At 64.1% G+C, this 17979-nt stretch carries 21 protein-coding genes and 1 pseudogene; 17 read left to right on the top strand and 5 right to left on the bottom strand.

Translation table 11 applies throughout. From position 1 onward, the window contains the following. Positions 1 to 294: 294 nt before the first annotated feature. From IVA80_RS12545 to IVA80_RS12530, 4 genes are all read left to right on the top strand, one after another. Complete coding sequence (locus IVA80_RS12545; protein WP_346347993.1) at positions 295 to 915, top strand: TetR/AcrR family transcriptional regulator; 621 nt, start codon at positions 295 to 297, stop codon at positions 913 to 915. 52 nt (positions 916 to 967) lie between these two features. Further along, positions 968 to 2161: an MFS transporter gene (locus IVA80_RS12540; protein WP_247429794.1), complete on the top strand. Its 1194-nt coding sequence runs from the start codon at positions 968 to 970 to the stop codon at positions 2159 to 2161. Between the two features lie 140 nt (positions 2162 to 2301). Then, positions 2302 to 2721: a DUF4118 domain-containing protein gene (locus IVA80_RS12535; RefSeq protein ID WP_247429792.1), complete on the top strand. Its 420-nt coding sequence runs from the start codon at positions 2302 to 2304 to the stop codon at positions 2719 to 2721. A gap of 137 nt (positions 2722 to 2858) precedes the next feature. Beyond that, a complete protein-coding gene (locus tag IVA80_RS12530; protein WP_247429790.1) occupies positions 2859 to 3056 on the top strand; it encodes a hypothetical protein in 198 nt (65 codons plus the stop codon). Between the two features lie 229 nt (positions 3057 to 3285). On the opposite strand, the gene IVA80_RS12525 is transcribed toward IVA80_RS12530, so the two are convergent. Then, the gene (locus IVA80_RS12525; RefSeq protein ID WP_247429788.1) at positions 3286 to 4263 is read right to left on the bottom strand and encodes a LysR family transcriptional regulator; all 978 of its coding nucleotides are present in this window, start codon (positions 4261 to 4263) and stop codon (positions 3286 to 3288) included. A 117-nt stretch (positions 4264 to 4380) separates the two neighbouring features. On the opposite strand from IVA80_RS12525, the gene IVA80_RS12520 reads away from it, so the two are divergent. The 11 genes from IVA80_RS12520 to IVA80_RS12470 all read left to right on the top strand — a co-directional run bounded on the left by IVA80_RS12520 (position 4381) and on the right by IVA80_RS12470 (position 15991). Continuing rightward, positions 4381 to 5418: a class 1 fructose-bisphosphatase gene (locus IVA80_RS12520; protein WP_247429786.1), complete on the top strand. Its 1038-nt coding sequence runs from the start codon at positions 4381 to 4383 to the stop codon at positions 5416 to 5418. A 12-nt stretch (positions 5419 to 5430) separates the two neighbouring features. Next, positions 5431 to 6306, top strand: a complete 876-nt coding sequence (locus IVA80_RS12515) for a phosphoribulokinase (RefSeq protein ID WP_247429783.1) — start codon at positions 5431 to 5433, stop codon at positions 6304 to 6306. Between the two features lie 27 nt (positions 6307 to 6333). Further along, on the top strand, positions 6334 to 8355 hold the full coding sequence (gene tkt / locus IVA80_RS12510; RefSeq protein WP_247429781.1) for a transketolase: 2022 nt from the start codon (positions 6334 to 6336) through the stop codon (positions 8353 to 8355). A gap of 14 nt (positions 8356 to 8369) precedes the next feature. Further along, positions 8370 to 9455, top strand: a complete 1086-nt coding sequence (gene fba / locus IVA80_RS12505; RefSeq protein ID WP_247429778.1) for a class II fructose-bisphosphate aldolase — start codon at positions 8370 to 8372, stop codon at positions 9453 to 9455. 33 nt (positions 9456 to 9488) lie between these two features. Next, positions 9489 to 10949: a form I ribulose bisphosphate carboxylase large subunit gene (locus IVA80_RS12500; RefSeq protein ID WP_247429776.1), complete on the top strand. Its 1461-nt coding sequence runs from the start codon at positions 9489 to 9491 to the stop codon at positions 10947 to 10949. A gap of 11 nt (positions 10950 to 10960) precedes the next feature. Beyond that, a complete protein-coding gene (locus IVA80_RS12495) occupies positions 10961 to 11368 on the top strand; it encodes a ribulose bisphosphate carboxylase small subunit (protein WP_247429774.1) in 408 nt (135 codons plus the stop codon). 98 nt (positions 11369 to 11466) lie between these two features. Beyond that, positions 11467 to 12402, top strand: a complete 936-nt coding sequence (gene cbbX, locus IVA80_RS12490) for a CbbX protein (RefSeq protein WP_247429772.1) — start codon at positions 11467 to 11469, stop codon at positions 12400 to 12402. After that, the gene (gene rpe / locus IVA80_RS12485; RefSeq protein WP_247429770.1) at positions 12399 to 13136 is read left to right on the top strand and encodes a ribulose-phosphate 3-epimerase; all 738 of its coding nucleotides are present in this window, start codon (positions 12399 to 12401) and stop codon (positions 13134 to 13136) included. The genes cbbX and rpe overlap by 4 nt, the downstream gene beginning before the upstream one ends. Positions 13137 to 13367: 231 nt before the next feature. Beyond that, positions 13368 to 13580 (top strand): hypothetical protein, encoded by a 213-nt coding sequence (locus IVA80_RS12480; RefSeq protein ID WP_247429767.1) that lies wholly within the window; start codon positions 13368 to 13370, stop codon positions 13578 to 13580. 241 nt (positions 13581 to 13821) lie between these two features. Then, positions 13822 to 15357 (top strand): Do family serine endopeptidase, encoded by a 1536-nt coding sequence (locus tag IVA80_RS12475; protein WP_247429765.1) that lies wholly within the window; start codon positions 13822 to 13824, stop codon positions 15355 to 15357. A 256-nt stretch (positions 15358 to 15613) separates the two neighbouring features. Then, positions 15614 to 15991, top strand: coding sequence for a hypothetical protein (locus IVA80_RS12470; RefSeq protein ID WP_247429763.1), 378 nt, complete (start codon positions 15614 to 15616; stop codon positions 15989 to 15991). 12 nt (positions 15992 to 16003) lie between these two features. Here IVA80_RS12470 and IVA80_RS12465 read toward each other — a convergent pair whose 3' ends face one another. Together IVA80_RS12465 and IVA80_RS12460 are read right to left on the bottom strand one after the other, a co-directional pair. Beyond that, positions 16004 to 16309: a DUF6496 domain-containing protein gene (locus IVA80_RS12465; RefSeq protein ID WP_247429761.1), complete on the bottom strand. Its 306-nt coding sequence runs from the start codon at positions 16307 to 16309 to the stop codon at positions 16004 to 16006. A 69-nt stretch (positions 16310 to 16378) separates the two neighbouring features. Then, a complete protein-coding gene (locus IVA80_RS12460; protein WP_247429759.1) occupies positions 16379 to 16573 on the bottom strand; it encodes a DUF3072 domain-containing protein in 195 nt (64 codons plus the stop codon). Between the two features lie 115 nt (positions 16574 to 16688). Between IVA80_RS12460 and IVA80_RS12455 the strand changes: the two genes are divergently transcribed. Both IVA80_RS12455 and IVA80_RS12450 read left to right on the top strand, forming a co-directional pair. After that, positions 16689 to 16910 carry a hypothetical protein gene (locus IVA80_RS12455; RefSeq protein WP_247429757.1) on the top strand — a complete coding sequence of 74 codons (222 nt, stop codon included), beginning with the start codon at positions 16689 to 16691 and terminating at the stop codon, positions 16908 to 16910. Positions 16911 to 16928: 18 nt separating this feature from the next. Further along, positions 16929 to 17114 carry a hypothetical protein gene (locus tag IVA80_RS12450; RefSeq protein ID WP_247429755.1) on the top strand — a complete coding sequence of 62 codons (186 nt, stop codon included), beginning with the start codon at positions 16929 to 16931 and terminating at the stop codon, positions 17112 to 17114. A 188-nt stretch (positions 17115 to 17302) separates the two neighbouring features. Here IVA80_RS12450 and IVA80_RS12445 read toward each other — a convergent pair whose 3' ends face one another. Both IVA80_RS12445 and IVA80_RS12440 read right to left on the bottom strand, forming a co-directional pair. After that, on the bottom strand, positions 17303 to 17545 hold the full coding sequence (locus tag IVA80_RS12445) for a hypothetical protein (RefSeq protein WP_247429753.1): 243 nt from the start codon (positions 17543 to 17545) through the stop codon (positions 17303 to 17305). Positions 17546 to 17649: 104 nt separating this feature from the next. After that, a pseudogene (locus IVA80_RS12440) lies at positions 17650 to 17898 on the bottom strand (hypothetical protein); the annotation flags it as partial. Positions 17899 to 17979 lie beyond the last annotated feature (81 nt).

Here is a 17979-nt window from a genome sequence, read left to right as displayed (position 1 = left end):
AAGTTGAAACGAGAGGAAGGCGTAGGATGGGTAGAGCACTTGCGAAACCCATCATGCTTCCGCGTGGATGAGACCTGATGGGTTTCGCTTCGCTCTACCCATCCTACGGGTGAGATGCGAGTTGATGACGACGCCCCTTGCTCCGCTCGCAATGACGATGGGGAGAAAGCCTGCGTCACAATTCGCTCTCGTGCCCGTCCGGGACACGTGCGTTGCCAGCCATGTTCCAGCATCATATCCCACATCACAACCAGGTGTGTTGATAAGGAAACAAGCATTCCCTATTATCCCGCAATGCGAAAAGCCGCCCGCCGAACCCAGTCTGCTGTCCGTCCGCCCGGTCGTCCCCGGGAATTCGACATGGACACTGCGCTGGACAGGGCCGTGCGCGTGTTTCGCGATCGCGGATATCATGCGACCTCGATCGGCGATCTGACCGCGGCGATGCGGCTGGCGACCGGGAGTGTCTACAAGGCGTTCCGCGACAAGCATGCGGTGTTCCTCGCTGCCTTCGAGCGCTACACCGCGCTCCGCCAGGAGCAGACCCGGAGCGCCGCGGCGCGCGGCAAAAACGGCCGCGAGCGGCTGCGCAACGTGCTGCTCTCTTACGTCGCGCATTCCCGGGGCAGGGAGGGACGGCGCGGCTGTCTCGTGGTCGGCAGCGCGGTCGAGCTGTCCGCGCTCGATCCGGTGGTCGGCGCCCGCGTCAATGCGCAGCTCAAGACCAACGAAGCCTTCATCGCCGGCTTCATTCGCGAGGGCCAGGCCGACGGTTCGATACCGGGCCATGTCGCGGCCGACGACACCGCGCGGCTGATGATCTGCATCACGCAGGGACTGCGCGTCGTCGGCAAGACGCGTCTTTCGCTCGACGGCGATCGCCTCGTCGGCGTCGCGATGAAACTGCTCGCCTGAATTCATGCCCTATTAGGGAACGATCGTTCCCGATACTTCGGAGACTGTGTGAATGACGATGAATGCCACGATCGAGACCGCGCCCGGGCCGGATGCGGTGTCGCAACGACTGACCTTCGTGCTTGCTGCGGCCTGTGGCATGGTCGCCGCCAATATCTACTACGCCCAGCCGCTGATCGCCCCGATCAGCGCCGCGCTCGGCCTCTCGCATGCGGCCGCGGGGCTGATCGTCACCATGACGCAGATCGGCTACGGTGTGGGGCTCCTGTTTATCGTGCCGCTCGGCGACCTCGTCGAGAACCGCGCGCTGATCTGCTCCGTCATCACGCTCGGCGCCGCGGCCCTGCTCGCGGCCGCATTCGCGACGCATGCCCTGCCGTTCCTGATCGCGGCGCTGTTCATCGGGCTCGGCTCGGTCGCGGTGCAGATCATCATTCCCTATGCGGCGCATCTTGCGCCGGAAGCCATCCGCGGCCGCGTCGTCGGCAACGTCTCGACCGGCCTGATGCTCGGCATCATGCTGGCGCGCCCGGTGTCGAGCTTCGTCACCGCGGCCCTGTCATGGCATGCGGTGTTCTTCTGCTCGGCCGCACTGATGATCGTGCTTGCGGCCGGGCTGTGGATGACGCTGCCGAAGCGCAAGCCTGTTGCGCGCATGCATTACGGCACCCTGCTGCTGTCGATGCCGCATCTGGCCCGGACCACGCCGCTGCTCCGCCGCCGCGCGCTCTATCAGGCGAGCCTGTTCGGCGCCTTCACCCTGTTCTGGACGGTGGCGCCACTCCAGCTCGCCAGCGCGTTCGGCTTCTCCCAGCGCGGCATCGCGCTGTTCGCACTCGCCGGCGTCGCCGGCGTGTTCGCGGCTCCGATCGCGGGACGGCTCGCCGACCGCGGCCGTAGCCGCATCGCGACGCTGGTCGCCATGCTGCTCGCTGCTGCCGGCTTCCTGGTGACGTATATCGGTGCGGCCGGCTCGATGCTGAATCTCGCCTGCCTGGTGGTGGCCGCGGTCGCCATCGATATCGGTGTCCAGGGGAACGTCGTGCTCGGCTTCCGCGCCATTTTTGTGCTCGGGCATGAGCACCGCAGCCGCCTCAACGGCCTCTACATGGCGACGTTCTTCGCGGCGGGCGCTGCCGGCTCCGCGGTCGGCGCCTGGGCCTTCGCCCAAGGCGGCTGGACGCTGGCGTCGGCCATTGGCCTCGCTCTGACCGTCGCGGGCTTGCTCTATGCGGCCACCGAGTAGCGGTACGATTGTGCCCGCGGTCGTTTACCAAGCTCTGGATGCGAAGCTCTGCACCATGCGATTTCCGTCTCGCGGTTTCCTTGCGGCTGTAGTACTTTGGTCGCAAGAGAGCCCGGTTAACGGGCGGCTGGGGGAGGCTGATGAGGCGTGCGGGACTGGATGGCGTACCGCGAGTACGGCCATGGTCGTGGCAGGCGTTTCTGCTCGGATTTGTCGTCGTTGCCATGTCGGCCGTGCTTCAAGGCGCCTGCGTCGCGCTCGGCGCAAAGCTCTATTTCGCGGCGTTCCTGCCCAGCCTGTTCGTGCTCGGGATCATCGCGGGCGCCCCGGCGGCGGCGTTCGCCGCGCTGCTCACCATTCCGCTGGTGTGGTGGGCATTCATACCGCCGTTCTTCCAGTTCACTCCATTGAGCAGCGCGAGTGCGGATTCCATCAACCTGTTCTGCCTGCTCGCGGTGCTCTTGATCGGCCTTGCCGATCTCTGCCGCGAGACGATGGCAATGATCAGCCGCGGCGGGCTGAAGCCTTCGGGCGAGAGCGCGGCAACGAATTCGCAATAAATGCGCCTCGCGCGAGGGTGCGCGTTGCGCCCGCGCAACAGTCCGGCAACCATCCGCGCGCTTGGTGCGCGCCGCTAACTTTTCGAAAAAGATTTGGCCGCAGTTTCTCCCGCGGAAATGACGAGGGAGTTTTGGACATGAACGGCCAGGCCATCTTTGAGAACGTCCGCCGCTATCGCGGCATCGCATCGCTCTATCGCCAGACCGCTGCATTCCGCCCGGGCCAGAGCTGGTCACTGCTGGAGCAGGCGAGCGAGTGGGAAGCGCGGGCGCTGTCGGAGCTGGAAGCCTATTTCGCCGCGCGCGCGGATTACGCCACCCGGCTTGCGGCCTGATCGTTAACCATCGCTCAGGCAGGACGCGATAGACGACCAGCGTGGCGACTACGGTGTTGTCTCGGTACGCGCGTGTGCTAGCAACGTCCCGATCGAGATCTCCTTCACGTCGGCCGGGGCAAGCGATGACCACCTTCAACCGCATTTTCACGACGGAGCGTCTGCTCCAGATCATCGTCATTCTGGCCGCGACGATCGCGATGAAGCTGATCGGGTGAGTATCGGCGGGCTATTGCCCGCCGAACTCGGGCACGTTGGGCAAATAGTTCGAGCCCTCGGAGCCGAGGAAATCGAACATCGCCTGTGCCGGCGGCAGCAGCACCTTGTCGCTGCGACGGATCACGTACCACTGCCGGACGATCGGCAGGCCGGCGACGTCGAGCACGATCAGGCGGCCTTCGGCGAGCTCATGCGCCACCGTGTGGGCCGAGATGAAGGCGATGCCGAGCCCGGCGATGACGGCCTGCTTGATGGTCTCGTTGCTGCTCATCTCCATGCCGATGATCGGCTCGAGATCCGATTTCTGGAACATGCCCTCCATCAGCGTGCGCGTGCCCGAGCCCGGCTCGCGGGTCAGGAAGGTCTCGTGCACGAGGTCGGTCAGGCTGAGGCCTGAATCCTTCTCCAGCCAGTGTCCCTTGCGCGCGACGATGATGTGCGGATTGCGCCCGAGCTGACGCACGTCGACGCTGACGTCGGCCGGTGGCCGACCCATCACTGCGAAATCGAGATCGTAGCCGTGCATGGCTTCGCGGATGTCCTCGCGATTGCCGATGCTGAGCTTGATCTCGATCTTCGGATATCGCTTGGAGAATGCCGCGATCGCGTGCGGCACGAAATATTTCGCGGTCGAGACCGCGCCGAGATGCACCGTGCCGCCGGTCCGCCCCGCGAGCAGGTCGAGCGCGCCCTGGCAGTCCATGATCGCGGCCTCGACGCGCTCGGCGAGCGTCAACACCTCCTTGCCTGCATCCGTCAGCAGCATGCCGTCGCCGGTCCGCTGCACCAGCGGCAGGCCGGCGAGGTCCTGAAGCTGCCGGAGCTGCTGGGTGACGGCCGGCTGGGTCAGGCCGAGCTGGCTCGAGGCCGCAGTGACGCTGCCCTTCGCCGAGAGCGCCGCAAGTGAGCGAAGCTGCCGGATCGTCAGATGCCGGAGCTGGGCCGCTGCATGGCCAGGGCCATTATAAGAAAATTCTCTGGCACTCATTATGAATAGAAATTTTCCTTATTAAGTCGCCCCTGTCAATCTCCTAACGCTGGGATGGACCGCACCGACCTCCACCCGAGGGAAATGGATGCGGCCTCAGCCAAGGGATGGACGCAGATGACCGGGCAACTCAGGCTGGACGACCACCTTCAGCGGTACTCGGAGACCGCACCGCATGCGCTGGCGGTGGCGGCTGCCGTCGATGCCATTGCTGCGGCGGCGATCGAGATCGCCGACCTCATCGGCACCGGAGATCTCGCGGACGCATCGGGGCTGACGACGGGCCGCAACAGCGACGGCGATCTCCAGCGCGACCTCGACGTGCAGGCGGACGCGATCCTGCGTCGCTGCCTCGGCAAGCTGCCGATCGCGGCGCTCGCGTCGGAGGAGATGCGGGAAGCGCAAATCGGCGACCGCGAAGCAAAAATCTGCGTCGCGATCGATCCGCTCGACGGCTCCTCCAACATCGACATCAACATGACCGTCGGCACGATCTTCTCGATCCTGCCAGCGCCGGACGACCTGGCCCTAGCCTTCCATCAGCGCGGCTCGGCGCAGCTTGCCGCGGGATTCGTCACCTACGGACCACAGACCTCGCTGGTGCTGACGCTCGGCGACGGCGTCGACATCTTCACCCTCGACCGCAAGTCCGGCTGCTTCCGCCGCGCGCGCAGCGCCGTGCAGATCTCCGAGGCGTGCGAAGAGTTCGCGATCAATGCCTCGAATCGTCGGCATTGGGATCCGCCGGTGCGTGCCTTCGTGGACGAGTGCCTCGCCGGTGTCGATGGACCCGCCAGCCATGACTTCAACATGCGCTGGGTCGGCTCGCTGGTCGCAGAGGCCTATCGCATCCTCACCCGTGGCGGCGTGTTCCTCTATCCCTCAGACGCGCGGCCCGGATATGGCGACGGTCGTCTGCGCCTGACCTACGAGGCGCACCCGATGGCGATGATCGTCGAGCAGGCCGGCGGCTCCGCCTCGACCGGGCGCGAGCGCATCCTCGATCTCGCCGCGCAAACCCTGCACCAGCGAGTCCCGCTGATCATGGGCTCGAGCAGCGAGGTGCGGCGCGTCGCGGAACTGCACTGCGATCCGCTGCTGGTCGCCAGTGTCTCCGCGCCGCTGTTCGCGCGGCGTGGCTTCTTCAGGCTGTGAGCGAGGCGTCCCATGTCCAGGAAACATCCGATCATCTCCATTACCGGCTCCTCCGGCGCAGGCACCACCTCAGTCAAGAAGACCTTCGAGCAGATATTCTTTCGTGAGCACGTCAACGCCGTCTACATCGAAGGCGATGCGTTCCATCGCTATGACCGCGCCGAGATGCGCACGCAGATGGCCAAGGAAGCCGAGCGCGGAAACAGGCACTTCAGCCATTTCAGCCCCGAGACCAACCTGTTCGAGGACCTCGAGCGTGCCTTCCGCGACTACGGCGAGACCGGCACGGCGACGACGCGGCACTATGTCCACGACGCCGAGGAATCCGCGCTGCACAGCGCAGCTCCCGGCACCTTCACGGAATGGGAGCGGCTGCCGGAAAATTCGGACCTGTTGTTCTACGAGGGCCTGCATGGCGCCGTCGTCACCGAGAAGGTCAATGTCGCGCGCTATGCCGATCTCAAGATCGGGGTCGTGCCCGTGATCAATCTCGAATGGATCCAGAAGCTGCACCGAGACCGCAGCGCGCGCGGCTATTCGACCGAGGCCGTCACCGACACCGTCCTGCGGCGGATGCCCGATTACATCCACTATATCTGCCCGCAATTCAGCGAGACCGACATCAACTTCCAGCGCGTGCCGACCGTGGACACCTCCAATCCGTTCATCGCGCGCTGGATCCCGACGCCGGACGAGTCGATGGTCGTGATCCGTTTCAAGAACCCGCGCGGCATTGATTTCCCCTATCTGCTTTCGATGCTGCCGCACAGCTTCATGTCCCGCGCGAATTCGATCGTGTGCCCTGGCGCGAAGCTCGACCTCGCAATGCAGCTGATCCTGACGCCGCTGATCATGCAACTGATCGAACGCAAGCGGGGCCTGAAATGATCCGTAACAACAACAACGGAGGATCCGATGAACATCTCGGTTCATGCCGAAGCCGACCTCACGGCGGTCACGCATAACGATCTCGCCAACGCCGTCCGCTTCCTCGCGGTGGACGCCATCGAAGCATCGCGGTCCGGCCATCCAGGACTGCCCATGGGCATGGCCGATGTCGCGACCGTGCTGTTCTCGCGCTTCCTCAAGTTCGACTCCGCGCACCCGAATTGGCCGGATCGCGACCGTTTCGTGCTGTCGGCGGGCCACGGCTCGATGCTGCTCTATGGGTTGCTCCATCTCACCGGCGGCGATGTCAGCCTCGACGACATCAAGGTGTTCCGGCAATGGGGCTCGAAAACGCCGGGCCATCCGGAATATGGCCACACGCCTGGTGTCGAAACCACGACGGGCCCGCTGGGGCAGGGGATTGCGACGGCTGTTGGCATGGCGCTCGCAGAGCGCATGGCCAATGCCCGGCATGGCGACGGCCTCGTCGATCACTTCACTTATGTGATCGCCGGTGACGGCTGCCTGATGGAAGGCATCAGCCAGGAGGCGATCTCGCTCGCCGGCCATCTTCAGCTCGGCCGGCTGATCGTGCTGTTCGACGACAACGGCATCTCCATCGACGGGCCGACTTCGCTTGCGACGTCGGACGACCAGCTCGCGCGCTTCGCCGCCTCCGGCTGGTCTGTCCGCCGTGTTGACGGGCACGATCCCGAAGCAGTTGCGCAGGCGATTGCCGAAGAGCGCGCGAGCACAAGGCCGTCTCTGATCGCCTGCCGCACCATCATCGGCTATGGCGCGCCGGGCCGGCAGGGTACCGAGAAGGCGCATGGCGCGCCGCTCGGCACCGAGCAGACGGCGGCGGCACGCCGGGCGCTCGGCTGGGACTATCAACCCTTCGTGGTGCCGATGCCGATTCTGAAGGCGTGGCGGATGATCGGACAGCGTGGACAGGTCGAGCGTCTCGCCTGGCTCGATCGCTACGAATGCGCGACGCCCGAGCAGCGCGACCTGTTCATCGAGGGCAGGGCGGTTGCCCTGTCGGAGGCCTATGCCCAGGCCTCGGCGAAATTGCGCGAGCGCTTTGCCACCGAGCGTCCGAAACTCGCGACGCGGCAGGCCTCGCAACAAGTGCTCGACGGCATCGCGGGAGCGATTCCCGCACTGATCGGCGGCTCGGCGGACTTGACGCATTCGAATCTGACTCATGCCAAGAGCCAAATTCCGGTCACGCGCAACGGGTTCGCGGGCGACTACATTCATTACGGCATCCGCGAGCACGGCATGGCCGCCGCGATGAACGGCCTCGTGCTTCATGGCGGTTTCATCCCCTATGGCGGCACCTTCCTGGCGTTCTCCGACTACAGTCGGCCGGCGATCCGCCTTGCGGCCTTGATGCGGCTGCGCGTCATCCACGTGATGACCCACGATTCCATCGGCCTCGGCGAGGATGGTCCGACGCACCAACCGGTCGAGCATCTCGCAGCGCTCCGCGTCATTCCGAACCTTCTGGTGTTCCGTCCGGCCGACGCGGTTGAGACGCTGGAAGCCTGGGACTGCGCACTCGAAGCGGACGATCGCCCCTCCGTCCTCTGCCTGTCTCGTCAGGCGCTGCCGACATTCCGCAGCGACGTGCGCGGCAGGAATCGTGTCGCGCGCGGCGCCTATCTCGTCGTCTCGCCGGACGGTGGCCGCGACGTGACGCTGATCGCAACCGGCTCGGAAGTGTCGATCGCGCTGGAAGCGGCCCGTCTGCTCGCGACTGAGCACGTTCGCGCCGCTGTGGTGTCCGCGCCTTGCTTCGCTTTGTTGGAGGAGCAGCCGGAGGACTACCGCGCCGCCGTTCTCGGCACCGCGCCACGGGTCGGCATCGAGGCGGCCGTGCTCGGAGACTGGCCGCGCTGGATCGGCACTGATGGCGAATTCGTCGGCATGCGCGGCTTCGGCGCCTCGGCGCCGGCGCCGGTGCTCTATCGCGAATTTGGCATCACGCCGCAAAGCGTTGCCGAAGCCGCCCGGCGGGCGATTGCCCGTGCAGGCAAGCAATAACAGGAGGACTCTTCGTGGCCCGTATCACCCTTCGTCAGCTTCTCGATCACGCCGCCAGTCATGCTTACGCGGTGCCGGCGTTCAATATCAACAACATGGAGCAGGGCATCGCGATCATGCAGGCCGCGGCCGAGGTCGATGCGCCCGTGATCATCCAGGCCTCGCGCGGCGCGCGCAGCTACGCCGGCGATCTCATGCTCTCGCACATGATCGACGCGCTGGAGCGGACCTATCCTGACATTCCGCTCTGCATGCACCAGGACCACGGCAATGACGAGGCGACCTGCGCCTCCGCCATCGCACACGGCTTCACCTCGGTCATGATGGATGGCTCGCTCAAGGCCGACGCCAAGACCGCCGCCGATTACGATTACAACGTCGCGATCACCCGCCGCGTCGTCGATCTCGCCCATTGGCTCGGTGCCTCCGTGGAAGGCGAGCTCGGCGTGCTCGGCTCGCTCGAACATGGCGGCGGCGAACAGGAAGACGGACACGGCGCCGAGGGCAAGCTCAGCCACGACCAGTTGCTCACCGATCCCGACCAGGCGGTCGATTTCGTCCGTGCCACCAATGTCGATGCGCTGGCCATCGCCATGGGCACTTCCCATGGCGCCTACAAGTTCAGCCGCAAGCCTGACGGCGACATCCTGGCGATGCGGGTGGTCGAGGAGATACATCGCCGGCTGCCGAATACGCATCTTGTGATGCACGGCTCCTCGTCGGTGCCGCAGCCGCTCCAGGACATGTTCAATCAGTTCGGCGGCGAGATGCCCCAGACCTGGGGCGTGCCGGTCGAGGAGATCGTCCGCGGCATCAAGAGCGGCGTGCGCAAGGTCAACATCGATACCGACTGTCGCCTTGCGATGACGGCGGTATTCCGCAAGGTCGCAGCGCAAAGCCGCAATGAATTCGATCCGCGGAAATTCCTCAAGCCCGCGATGGACGCGATGCGCGAACTCTGCCGGGAGCGTTTCGAGCAGTTCGGCACCGCGGGCCATGCGAGCCAGATCAAGGTGATTCCGATGAGCGAGATGGCGCGGCGCTACCGCGCCGGCGAGCTCGATCCGCGCATCGACGCTCGCGAGCCGGTCGCGGCCTAGTCATTCAGAGAGAGAAGAGCAGGAGAGAGAGCAATGAATGCACACGCAGGAACAGTCCGCGGCAAGGAAAGATATCGCTCGGGCGTAATGGAATACAAGCGGATGGGCTATTGGGAGCCAGATTATGTGCCGAGGGACACCGACGTCATCGCGCTGTTCCGCGTGACGCCGCAGGAGGGTGTCGATCCGATCGAGGCCTCCGCCGCGGTCGCCGGCGAATCTTCGACCGCAACCTGGACGGTGGTGTGGACCGACCGGCTGACCGCCGCGGAGAAATATCGCGCAAAGTGTTATCGCGTCGATCCGGTGCCGGGCTCGCCGGATTCATACTTTGCCTACATCGCCTATGATCTCGACCTGTTCGAGCCGGGCTCGATCGCCAACCTCTCGGCCTCGATCATCGGCAACGTGTTCGGCTTCAAGCCGCTGAAGGCGCTGCGTCTAGAGGACATGCGGTTCCCGGTCGCCTATGTGAAGACGTTCCAGGGACCAGCGACCGGCATCGTGGTCGAGCGCGAGCGGCTCGACAAGTTCGGCCGGCCGCTGCTGGGCGCGACGGTGAAGCCCAAGCTCGGCTTGTCCGGGCGCAACTATGGCCGAGTGGTGTACGAGGCGCTCAAGGGCGGGCTCGACTTCACCAAGGACGACGAGAACATCAACTCGCAGCCCTTCATGCATTGGCGTGACCGCTTCCTCTACTGCATGGAGGCGGTGAACCGCGCGCAGGCGGCGTCCGGCGAGGTGAAGGGCACGTACCTGAACATCACCGCGGGGACGATGGAGGACATGTACGAGCGCGCGGAGTTCGCGAAAGAGCTTGGCTCGTGCATCGTCATGATCGATCTCGTGATCGGCTACACCGCGATCCAGTCCATGGCGAAATGGGCACGGCGTAACGACATGATCCTGCATCTGCACCGCGCCGGCCACTCGACCTACACGCGGCAGAAGAGCCACGGCGTGTCGTTCCGCGTCATCGCCAAGTGGATGCGGCTCGCCGGTGTCGACCATATCCATGCCGGCACGGTGGTCGGCAAGCTCGAAGGCGACCCCAACACCACGCGCGGCTATTACGATGTTTGCCGTGAAGACTTCAACCCGGCAAAGCTCGAGCATGGCCTGTTCTTCGACCAGTCCTGGGCCAGCCTGAACAAGATGATGCCGGTCGCCTCCGGCGGCATCCATGCCGGCCAGATGCACCAGCTGCTCGATCTTCTTGGTGAGGACGTCGTTCTGCAATTCGGCGGGGGCACCATCGGGCATCCCATGGGCATTGCGGCCGGCGCGATCGCCAATCGCGTGGCGCTGGAGGCGATGATCCTCGCCCGCAACGAAGGCCGCGACTACGTCCATGAAGGTCCGGAGATCCTGGCCAGGGCGGCCGAGACCTGCACGCCGCTGAAGGCTGCGCTCGAGGTCTGGAAGGACGTCACCTTCAACTATCAATCCACCGACACGCCGGACTTCGTGCCGACGGCGCTGGAAACCGTTTGAGGAGATGAGACATGAAACTGACCCAGGGCTGTTTCTCGTTCCTGCCTGATCTGACCGACGAGCAGATCACCAAGCAGGTGCAGTATTGCCTGACCAATGGCTGGGCGGTGAACATCGAGTTCACCGACGATCCGCATCCCCGCAACACTTATTGGGAGATGTGGGGCCTGCCGATGTTCGATCTGCAGGACGCCGCCGGCGTGATGATGGAGCTCGCCGAGTGCCGCCGGGTGTACGGCGACCGCTACATCCGCATCAGTGGCTTCGACTCCAGCCATGGCTGGGAGTCGGTGCGGATCTCCTTCCTCGTCAATCGGCCGCCGCAGGAGGCCGAGTTCGAACTGGTGCGACAGGAGGTTGGCGGTCGCGCGATCCGCTACACCACTATACGAAAGCCGGCCGCTCACGCGTCTTCGTAACCCGTTCTCCTCCGCGCGGAGCACTCCCTGCTCCGTTTCCTTGGCGGACCACTGCTTCGCCGCTCCCCCGCGGCGAAGCTCTTTTCTTCGAGGTGCCGATGCTTGATGTCCCTCATGCGACGACCGCTGAAAGTAGCGAGACCAATTTCGATCTCCGCAAGGAGGCCGAGGCGGCCGGGATCACCGACACGCTGCAACAGCTCGAGCAGGAGCTGATCGGCCTCCGGCCGGTCAAGAACCGCGTGCGCCAGATCGCGTCACTGCTGCTGATCGAGCGGATCCGCCAGCGTGCGGGACTGGCATCGTCGCCACCGACCCTGCACATGTCGTTCACCGGTAATCCCGGCACGGGCAAGACCACGGTGGCGCTACGCATGGCAAAGATCCTGCACGGTCTCGGCTTCGTGCGGCGCGGGCAGGTGATCTCGGTGACGCGCGACGATCTCGTCGGCCAGTATATCGGCCATACCGCGCCGAAGACGAAGGAGATATTGAAGAAGGCGATGGGCGGCGTGTTGTTCATCGACGAGGCCTACTATCTGCACCGGCCCGACAACGAGCGCGATTACGGCCAGGAGGCGATCGAGATACTGCTCCAGGTGATGGAGAACCAGCGCGAGGATCTCGTCGTGGTCCTCGCCGGCTATGGCGAGCGGATGACGAGCTTCTTCGCCTCCAATCCCGGCTTCCGCTCGCGCATCGCGCACCACATCGAATTTCCGGATTATGCGGAAGCCGAGTTGCTGGTCATCGCCGAGCTGATGCTTAGGGAGCGCGGCTATCGCTTGTCGGCGGCGGCACGCGAGGCGTTCGAAAAGTATATCGCGCTGCGCCGGACCCAGCCGTTCTTCTCCAATGCGCGCTCGATCCGCAATGCGGTCGACCGCATTCGCCTGCGGCAGGCCGATCGCCTCGTGTCCGATCTCAACCGTCTGCTCGATGTCGCCGATCTCGAGACGATCGATCCGGCGGATGTCCTTGCGAGCCGCGTTTTCAGCGGTGGTGCGGACGCGCAGAGGAGTGCGAAGCCATGACGAGAGAAATCCTCATCGCGCCATCGATTCTGGCCGCCGATTTCGCACGCCTCGGCGAGGAGATCACGGCTCTTGATGCTGCCGGCGCCGACTGGATCCACTGCGATGTCATGGACGGACACTTCGTGCCGAACATCAGCTTTGGCGCTGACGTCATCAAGGCGATCCGGCCGGCGACGTCGAAGATCTTTGACGTGCATCTGATGATCTCGCCGGCCGATCCCTATCTGGAGGCGTTCGCAAGAGCAGGCGCCGACGTCATCACCGTTCATGCCGAGGCCGGCCCCCATCTCGACCGCTCGCTCCAGGCCATCCGCGCACTCGGCAAGAAGGCTGGTGTCAGCCTGTGTCCGGCGACCTCGGAAGCCGCCATCGAATACGTGCTTGATCGTCTCGATCTCGTGCTGGTGATGACGGTCAATCCCGGCTTCGGCGGCCAGTCCTTCCTCGACTCCCAGCTCGAGAAGATCAGGCGCATTCGACGCATGATCGGCAGCCGGCCGATCCGGCTCGAGGTCGACGGCGGTGTTACGCGCGACAACGCCGCCGCTGTGGCTGTCGCGGGCGCCGATACCCTCGTCGCCGGATCGGCCGTGTTTCGCGGCAAGAGCAGCGCCGATTATGCAGGCAACATCGCCGCCATCCGCGCTGCTGCGGAAGCCGGCAGGGTTCCGAGGTTGCACCATAGTTCAGCGCAGACGATACGCGCCGGCGAGACCGCGCCCATTCGCTAGAGAGGCGGCATAAGAGGCGGCGGAGCTGGCGTCGGACTGGTTGTGCGACGCCTAGGCAGGCCTAACGAGTCCCACGCTCGGGTTCCGCGATAGGAACAAATGCGGCCTGTGCGCTTCCTAGACATTTAACGCGGGTTGGGCGGGCTTCACGCGCTGCAAATGTTTTGCATAGCCGCCATCTGCCTGACGCAAATCAGAGCAATAAGCCTAGTGAATGCGAGGGAGGGTCTCATGGAGAACGTACGTCGCTACCGGGCGCTGGCGTCTCTTTGCCGTCAGCAGGCGGCCTATCGGCCGCTCCAGAACTGGCAACTGCTTGGCCAGGCCGAACATTTCGAATATCTCGCCGAGATTGCGCTGAAGGCGCATTTCGACGCGTGCCATGCGCGACCCGAGGACGACGTCATAGCAACTTCGGCGTGGGACGCCCCGGTCGCGGCGTGAGGGCGTTGCACCGGCTTCGATCGCGTTGACCCCGTGTGGCTGACAGACTGTAGCTAGCGGGAATTTGCGCCCGAGATGCCTTCAACAGACACCGTTCGAGTCGTAACGGTCTCTGACGGAGTTCATCCACCGTCTCGAGCCGCGCCTTCTTTGCCAAGATTTAATCGGATGGACGGACCGCCGTAAGGTGACGATGTCCATGTTGGGTGCAAGGCGACTTACCCAACATGGACATTTCGACATGAACAATCGCGTCAATTCCGACACCACCACGTCCCGCACGATTTTGAAGCCGCGCCGGCTTGCGCTGCTCGGCACCGTGGCCGCGCTTGGCATGGCCGTGCTGGCTGTGTCTCCGGGCTCTTCGCCGCTTGGCACGACCTCCTTCATCGCGCCGGCTCAGGCCGCCGAGAGCGCCGCGACGCCGCCGGGCTTCGGCGATCTCGTCAGCAAGGTCAAACCCGCCGTCATCTCGGTGCGGGTCAGAATCGACCAGGACAACGACAAGAGCGCGATGCTGCAACAGAACCGAATGGATTCGGACGAGGATTCGCCATTCCAGCAATTCTCGCGGCAGTTCGGCTTCCGTGGCCCGGGTGGCATGAACGGCATGCCGCGCCAGCGCCACCAGATGATCACGGGCGAAGGCTCCGGCTTCTTCATCTCCGCCGACGGCTATGCCGTGACCAACAACCACGTCGTCGATCACGCCGAGTCGGTGCAAGTGACAATGGACGACGGCGCGATCTATACCGCGAAGGTGGTTGGCGCCGATCCGAAGACCGATCTCGCGTTGATCAAGGTCGAGGGCAAGAAGGACTTTCCGTTCGTCACATTCTCCGATCAGAAGCCGCGCATCGGCGACTGGGTGGTCGCGGTCGGCAATCCCTTCGGCCTTGGTGGCACCGTCACCGCCGGCATCGTCTCGGCCAACGGTCGCGACATCGGCAACGGTCCCTATGACGACTTCATCCAGATCGACGCGCCGATTAACAAGGGGAATTCCGGCGGTCCGGCCTTCGACATGAACGGCAACGTGATTGGCGTGAACACCGCGATCTTCTCCCCCTCCGGCGGTTCGGTCGGTATCGGCTTCGACATTCCGGCTTCGACTGCGAAGCTCGTCGTCGCGCAGCTAAAGGACAAGGGCGCGGTCACCCGCGGCTGGCTCGGCGTGCAGGTGCAGCCCGTGAGCTCCGAAATCGCCGACAGTCTTGGCCTCAAAGAGGCGCGCGGCGCGATCGTCGACAATCCGCAGGACGGCAGCCCGGCGGCGAAGGCGGGCATCGAGGCGGGCGACGTCATCACCGCCGTCAACGGGGCCGCGATCAAGGACTCCCGCGATCTCGCCCGCACCATCGCTACCCTGGCGCCGGGCACGTCCGTGAAGCTCGACGTCTTCCGCAAAGGCGGGAGCAAGACGGTGACGCTCGCCCTCGGCGAGTTGCCGAACGAGCGGCAGGCCAAGGCCGGCGAGGGCAAGGCGCAGCCGGATGCCGGCACGCCGCGTCTCGGGCTCAGCCTGGCTCCGGCCGGCGATGTCCAAGGCGCTGGCCAGAAGGGCGTCGTCGTCACCGAAGTCGATCCGCAGGGGCCGGCCGCACAGCGCGGCATCCAGACCGGCGACGTCATCCTCAATGTCGGCGGCAAGGCCGTCGCCAATGTCGGCGACGTCCGCTCGGAGCTGGCGCAAGCCAAATCGTCCGGCAAGAACAGCGTGCTGTTGCAGGTGAAGAGCGCGGAAGCGACGCGGTTCGTCGCGGTGCCGCTGGCGTAAGCCTCAAGCTTTCTGCGGCAACTCAAAAGGCGGCCCCGTGGGCCGCCTTTTTCGTGCTCACCCAGAAATACCCACAGGCTGCCGATAACATTCTCGTTAACGGCAGCAACGATGACGGGTTCGTCCGAAAAAGCCTCGTTCGCTGGTCACAGTCCGGACTGGCGTGTTGCGCCTTGGCGGCAATGAAGACGCCGGGGCGAATTGCAAGAGTGGAACTTCGAACGCCCGACCTTCTTGTGGAACCGGAGGTTCGCATTTGATCGGTGCCGACATGGATCGATTGAAGCTCTCGCTGCGGCGTGCGCTGCTTATAGCGCCGCTCGTGCTATTGGCTGGAAACGCCTTCGGGCGCGACGATGGCCGCTATGCGGACTCCCCCCTAAAACCCTGGTTCGACAGCCTTCGCAGCCATCTTGGTCCGTGCTGCTCGGATGCGGATGGCGTTGCCGTTGCCGATCCTGATTGGGATTCACACAACGGGCACTATCGCGTGCGGCTGGAGGGGCAGTGGGTCGAGGTGCCGGACGAAGCCGTGATCACCGAGCCGAACCGCGCCGGCCGTACCATGGTATGGCCGGTCAAGACCGCGTTCGGGATTTCGATTCGCTGCTTCATGCCTGGCAGCATGATCTGACGCAGGCCGGTGTCACCGCTTGCTGGATTTGCGCTTCGAGGTCTTCTTCGAAGTTTTCCTGGATGTCTTCTTGGCCGACGTCTTCTTGGATGTCTTCTTCTTGGACGTCTTCCGCTTCGATGCCTTCTTTGGGACCTTCTTGCCCTTCTTGCGTGCCTTCGACAGTCCAATTGCGACCGCCTGCTTGCGGTTCTTCACGCGTCCGCCGCGACCACCGGGGCCGCTCTTCGCGGTGCCCTTCTTGTAGCGCCGCATCTCGCCTTCGACATCGCTGCCGGAACTGCGTGAGTAGCGGCGCTTCTTTGCCTTGCGTGCCATCAACTCTCTCCCTTGGCCCGGGGAAAGAACCGCATCACTTACCTAACGTTCCAAATATGCGGCGCACTCCTAGAAGGAGTTCGCCAACTCGATCTCGTCTTCCAGCGCGCGGATGCGGCGCGCAGCCTCAGTGAAGGACAGAGCCCGATCGTATTGACCGGGCTGATAGGTCTCCTCGCTCAGACGCTTCAGCCTCAGCCCCTGCGCTCTCGTCATCTGCTCTGTGAGAAATGCCCTGGCATTGTATTTACCCTGAACCTGCATCTGGCCTCTCCGTTCTGAAATCGTGATTTGACTATATGTTCTTATTTTGTTCTAACAAGCCATGGACAATAGAATTAATGAAATTCGACGCAAAATCAGCGTTTTAAGGCTCGAAATGGCCGACATCGAGGTGTCGGTGCGCGACCTCGTTGATCGCGATCGCGACTGCACAGAAAAGGCCCTGGCGCAGATGGATCTGCGCCAGAAAATCAACCTGCTGATCGGCGAATGGAAGGCTGCCGGTGGCGGCGATGTCCTACCTGGCGTCCACGACCGGGTAAGTCTTCGTCCCGCAGCGACATTCGGCAGTCCCCTGCGCGTGATCGCGCGCCGCTGAGAATTTTGGGAGCGTGGAGTGGAGGAAGACCCGGACACGTACCGGATTCTGAAACTGCGCGCCGAAATCCTCGAACTCGGCTCCGCCATCCGGCAATTGCAGCGCGAGGGTTTCGACGATGCCGCAGCCCAGCTGCTGATCGCACGCAAGCGTTCACAGCTCGAACATCTTGTGAAGGCCAATGCCACGGGACGGCCGCTTTAACATCCCTGACATCCGGCGTAGCTAAAGCATGCGCGCGAAGCGATGCGCTGGAACGTCGATGCGCGGCCGCGGTGAGCTGACGCGTGCGCCGACGATGTGGCGCTAAAAGGCTTCCCAATCCAGCTCCAAAGTCTGGTCAAAGCGAAAAGGCCCCGCGTCGCCGCGAGGCCCTTATTGTCGGCCAGAGGTCACTTGGTGTTGCTCATGCCGCCCCTGTTCGTCATGGTGCCGCCTTGGTCGGAGCCGGGGCCGGAACCACCCTGACCGGAGGGATCAGCGCCCTTGGAGGGCTTGGTGCTGGCGCCTGTGGTCTGCGACGACGACATTGAGGATCCATGCTTGGCCTTATGCGACTTGGCCTGCGCGGCGAACGGGGCGGCGGCGAGGCCGGTTGCCAACATTACGGTGAGAGCTAGCTTGATGGTTTTCATGCGCGGGAACTCCCTGGGTTAAATTGACGCAGGCTGCCAACCGCCATTCGCCCCAGGAGTTCCGAATGAAACCGCTCGGTGCGTTTCAACCGCTTCAAAATTCCTTGTCCCTCGGCGAGGATGAACACGACTCCCGTGAGCGTCGCGCCGATCGCGAACGTCGTCGCCAGTGTGAGGACGAAGACGACAGCGGCCGAATCTCCGCCGTGGTTCAGCAAATTTGCGATCGCCGGATTGGACAGGACGAGCGCGAGACCGAAGAAAAGGCCGAGGGCTGCGCCCATCATCGCATGGGTCATCAGCTTGATGACGCCCGTCGAGGAGATGAGGCTCGGCGACTTTTCCGCGCGCATGGAACCGCCTCGCGATGTGGCAGACAACGATGATTGCAGGTTCCATTCTCATGAAAGTTTTGTCATTCCCCGCTTCATCCG

The organism is Bradyrhizobium sp. 139, assembly GCF_023074175.1.
In the GTDB taxonomy this organism is placed as follows: domain Bacteria; phylum Pseudomonadota; class Alphaproteobacteria; order Rhizobiales; family Xanthobacteraceae; genus Bradyrhizobium.
This window is presented reverse-complemented; position numbering and strand designations above follow the sequence as displayed.

Coding starts and splice junctions, on each gene's coding strand:
- IVA80_RS12545 (WP_346347993.1), top strand. CDS start 295: ATGCGAAAAGCCGCCCGCCGAACCCAGTCTGCTGTCCGTCCGCCCGGT.
- IVA80_RS12540 (WP_247429794.1), top strand. CDS start 968: ATGACGATGAATGCCACGATCGAGACCGCGCCCGGGCCGGATGCGGTG.
- IVA80_RS12535 (WP_247429792.1), top strand. CDS start 2,302: ATGAGGCGTGCGGGACTGGATGGCGTACCGCGAGTACGGCCATGGTCG.
- IVA80_RS12530 (WP_247429790.1), top strand. CDS start 2,859: ATGAACGGCCAGGCCATCTTTGAGAACGTCCGCCGCTATCGCGGCATC.
- IVA80_RS12525 (WP_247429788.1), bottom strand. CDS start 4,263: ATGAGTGCCAGAGAATTTTCTTATAATGGCCCTGGCCATGCAGCGGCC.
- IVA80_RS12520 (WP_247429786.1), top strand. CDS start 4,381: ATGACCGGGCAACTCAGGCTGGACGACCACCTTCAGCGGTACTCGGAG.
- IVA80_RS12515 (WP_247429783.1), top strand. CDS start 5,431: ATGTCCAGGAAACATCCGATCATCTCCATTACCGGCTCCTCCGGCGCA.
- tkt (WP_247429781.1), top strand. CDS start 6,334: ATGAACATCTCGGTTCATGCCGAAGCCGACCTCACGGCGGTCACGCAT.
- IVA80_RS12500 (WP_247429776.1), top strand. CDS start 9,489: ATGAATGCACACGCAGGAACAGTCCGCGGCAAGGAAAGATATCGCTCG.
- IVA80_RS12495 (WP_247429774.1), top strand. CDS start 10,961: ATGAAACTGACCCAGGGCTGTTTCTCGTTCCTGCCTGATCTGACCGAC.
- cbbX (WP_247429772.1), top strand. CDS start 11,467: ATGCTTGATGTCCCTCATGCGACGACCGCTGAAAGTAGCGAGACCAAT.
- rpe (WP_247429770.1), top strand. CDS start 12,399: ATGACGAGAGAAATCCTCATCGCGCCATCGATTCTGGCCGCCGATTTC.
- IVA80_RS12480 (WP_247429767.1), top strand. CDS start 13,368: ATGGAGAACGTACGTCGCTACCGGGCGCTGGCGTCTCTTTGCCGTCAG.
- IVA80_RS12475 (WP_247429765.1), top strand. CDS start 13,822: ATGAACAATCGCGTCAATTCCGACACCACCACGTCCCGCACGATTTTG.
- IVA80_RS12465 (WP_247429761.1), bottom strand. CDS start 16,309: ATGGCACGCAAGGCAAAGAAGCGCCGCTACTCACGCAGTTCCGGCAGC.
- IVA80_RS12460 (WP_247429759.1), bottom strand. CDS start 16,573: ATGCAGGTTCAGGGTAAATACAATGCCAGGGCATTTCTCACAGAGCAG.
- IVA80_RS12455 (WP_247429757.1), top strand. CDS start 16,689: ATGGCCGACATCGAGGTGTCGGTGCGCGACCTCGTTGATCGCGATCGC.
- IVA80_RS12445 (WP_247429753.1), bottom strand. CDS start 17,545: ATGAAAACCATCAAGCTAGCTCTCACCGTAATGTTGGCAACCGGCCTC.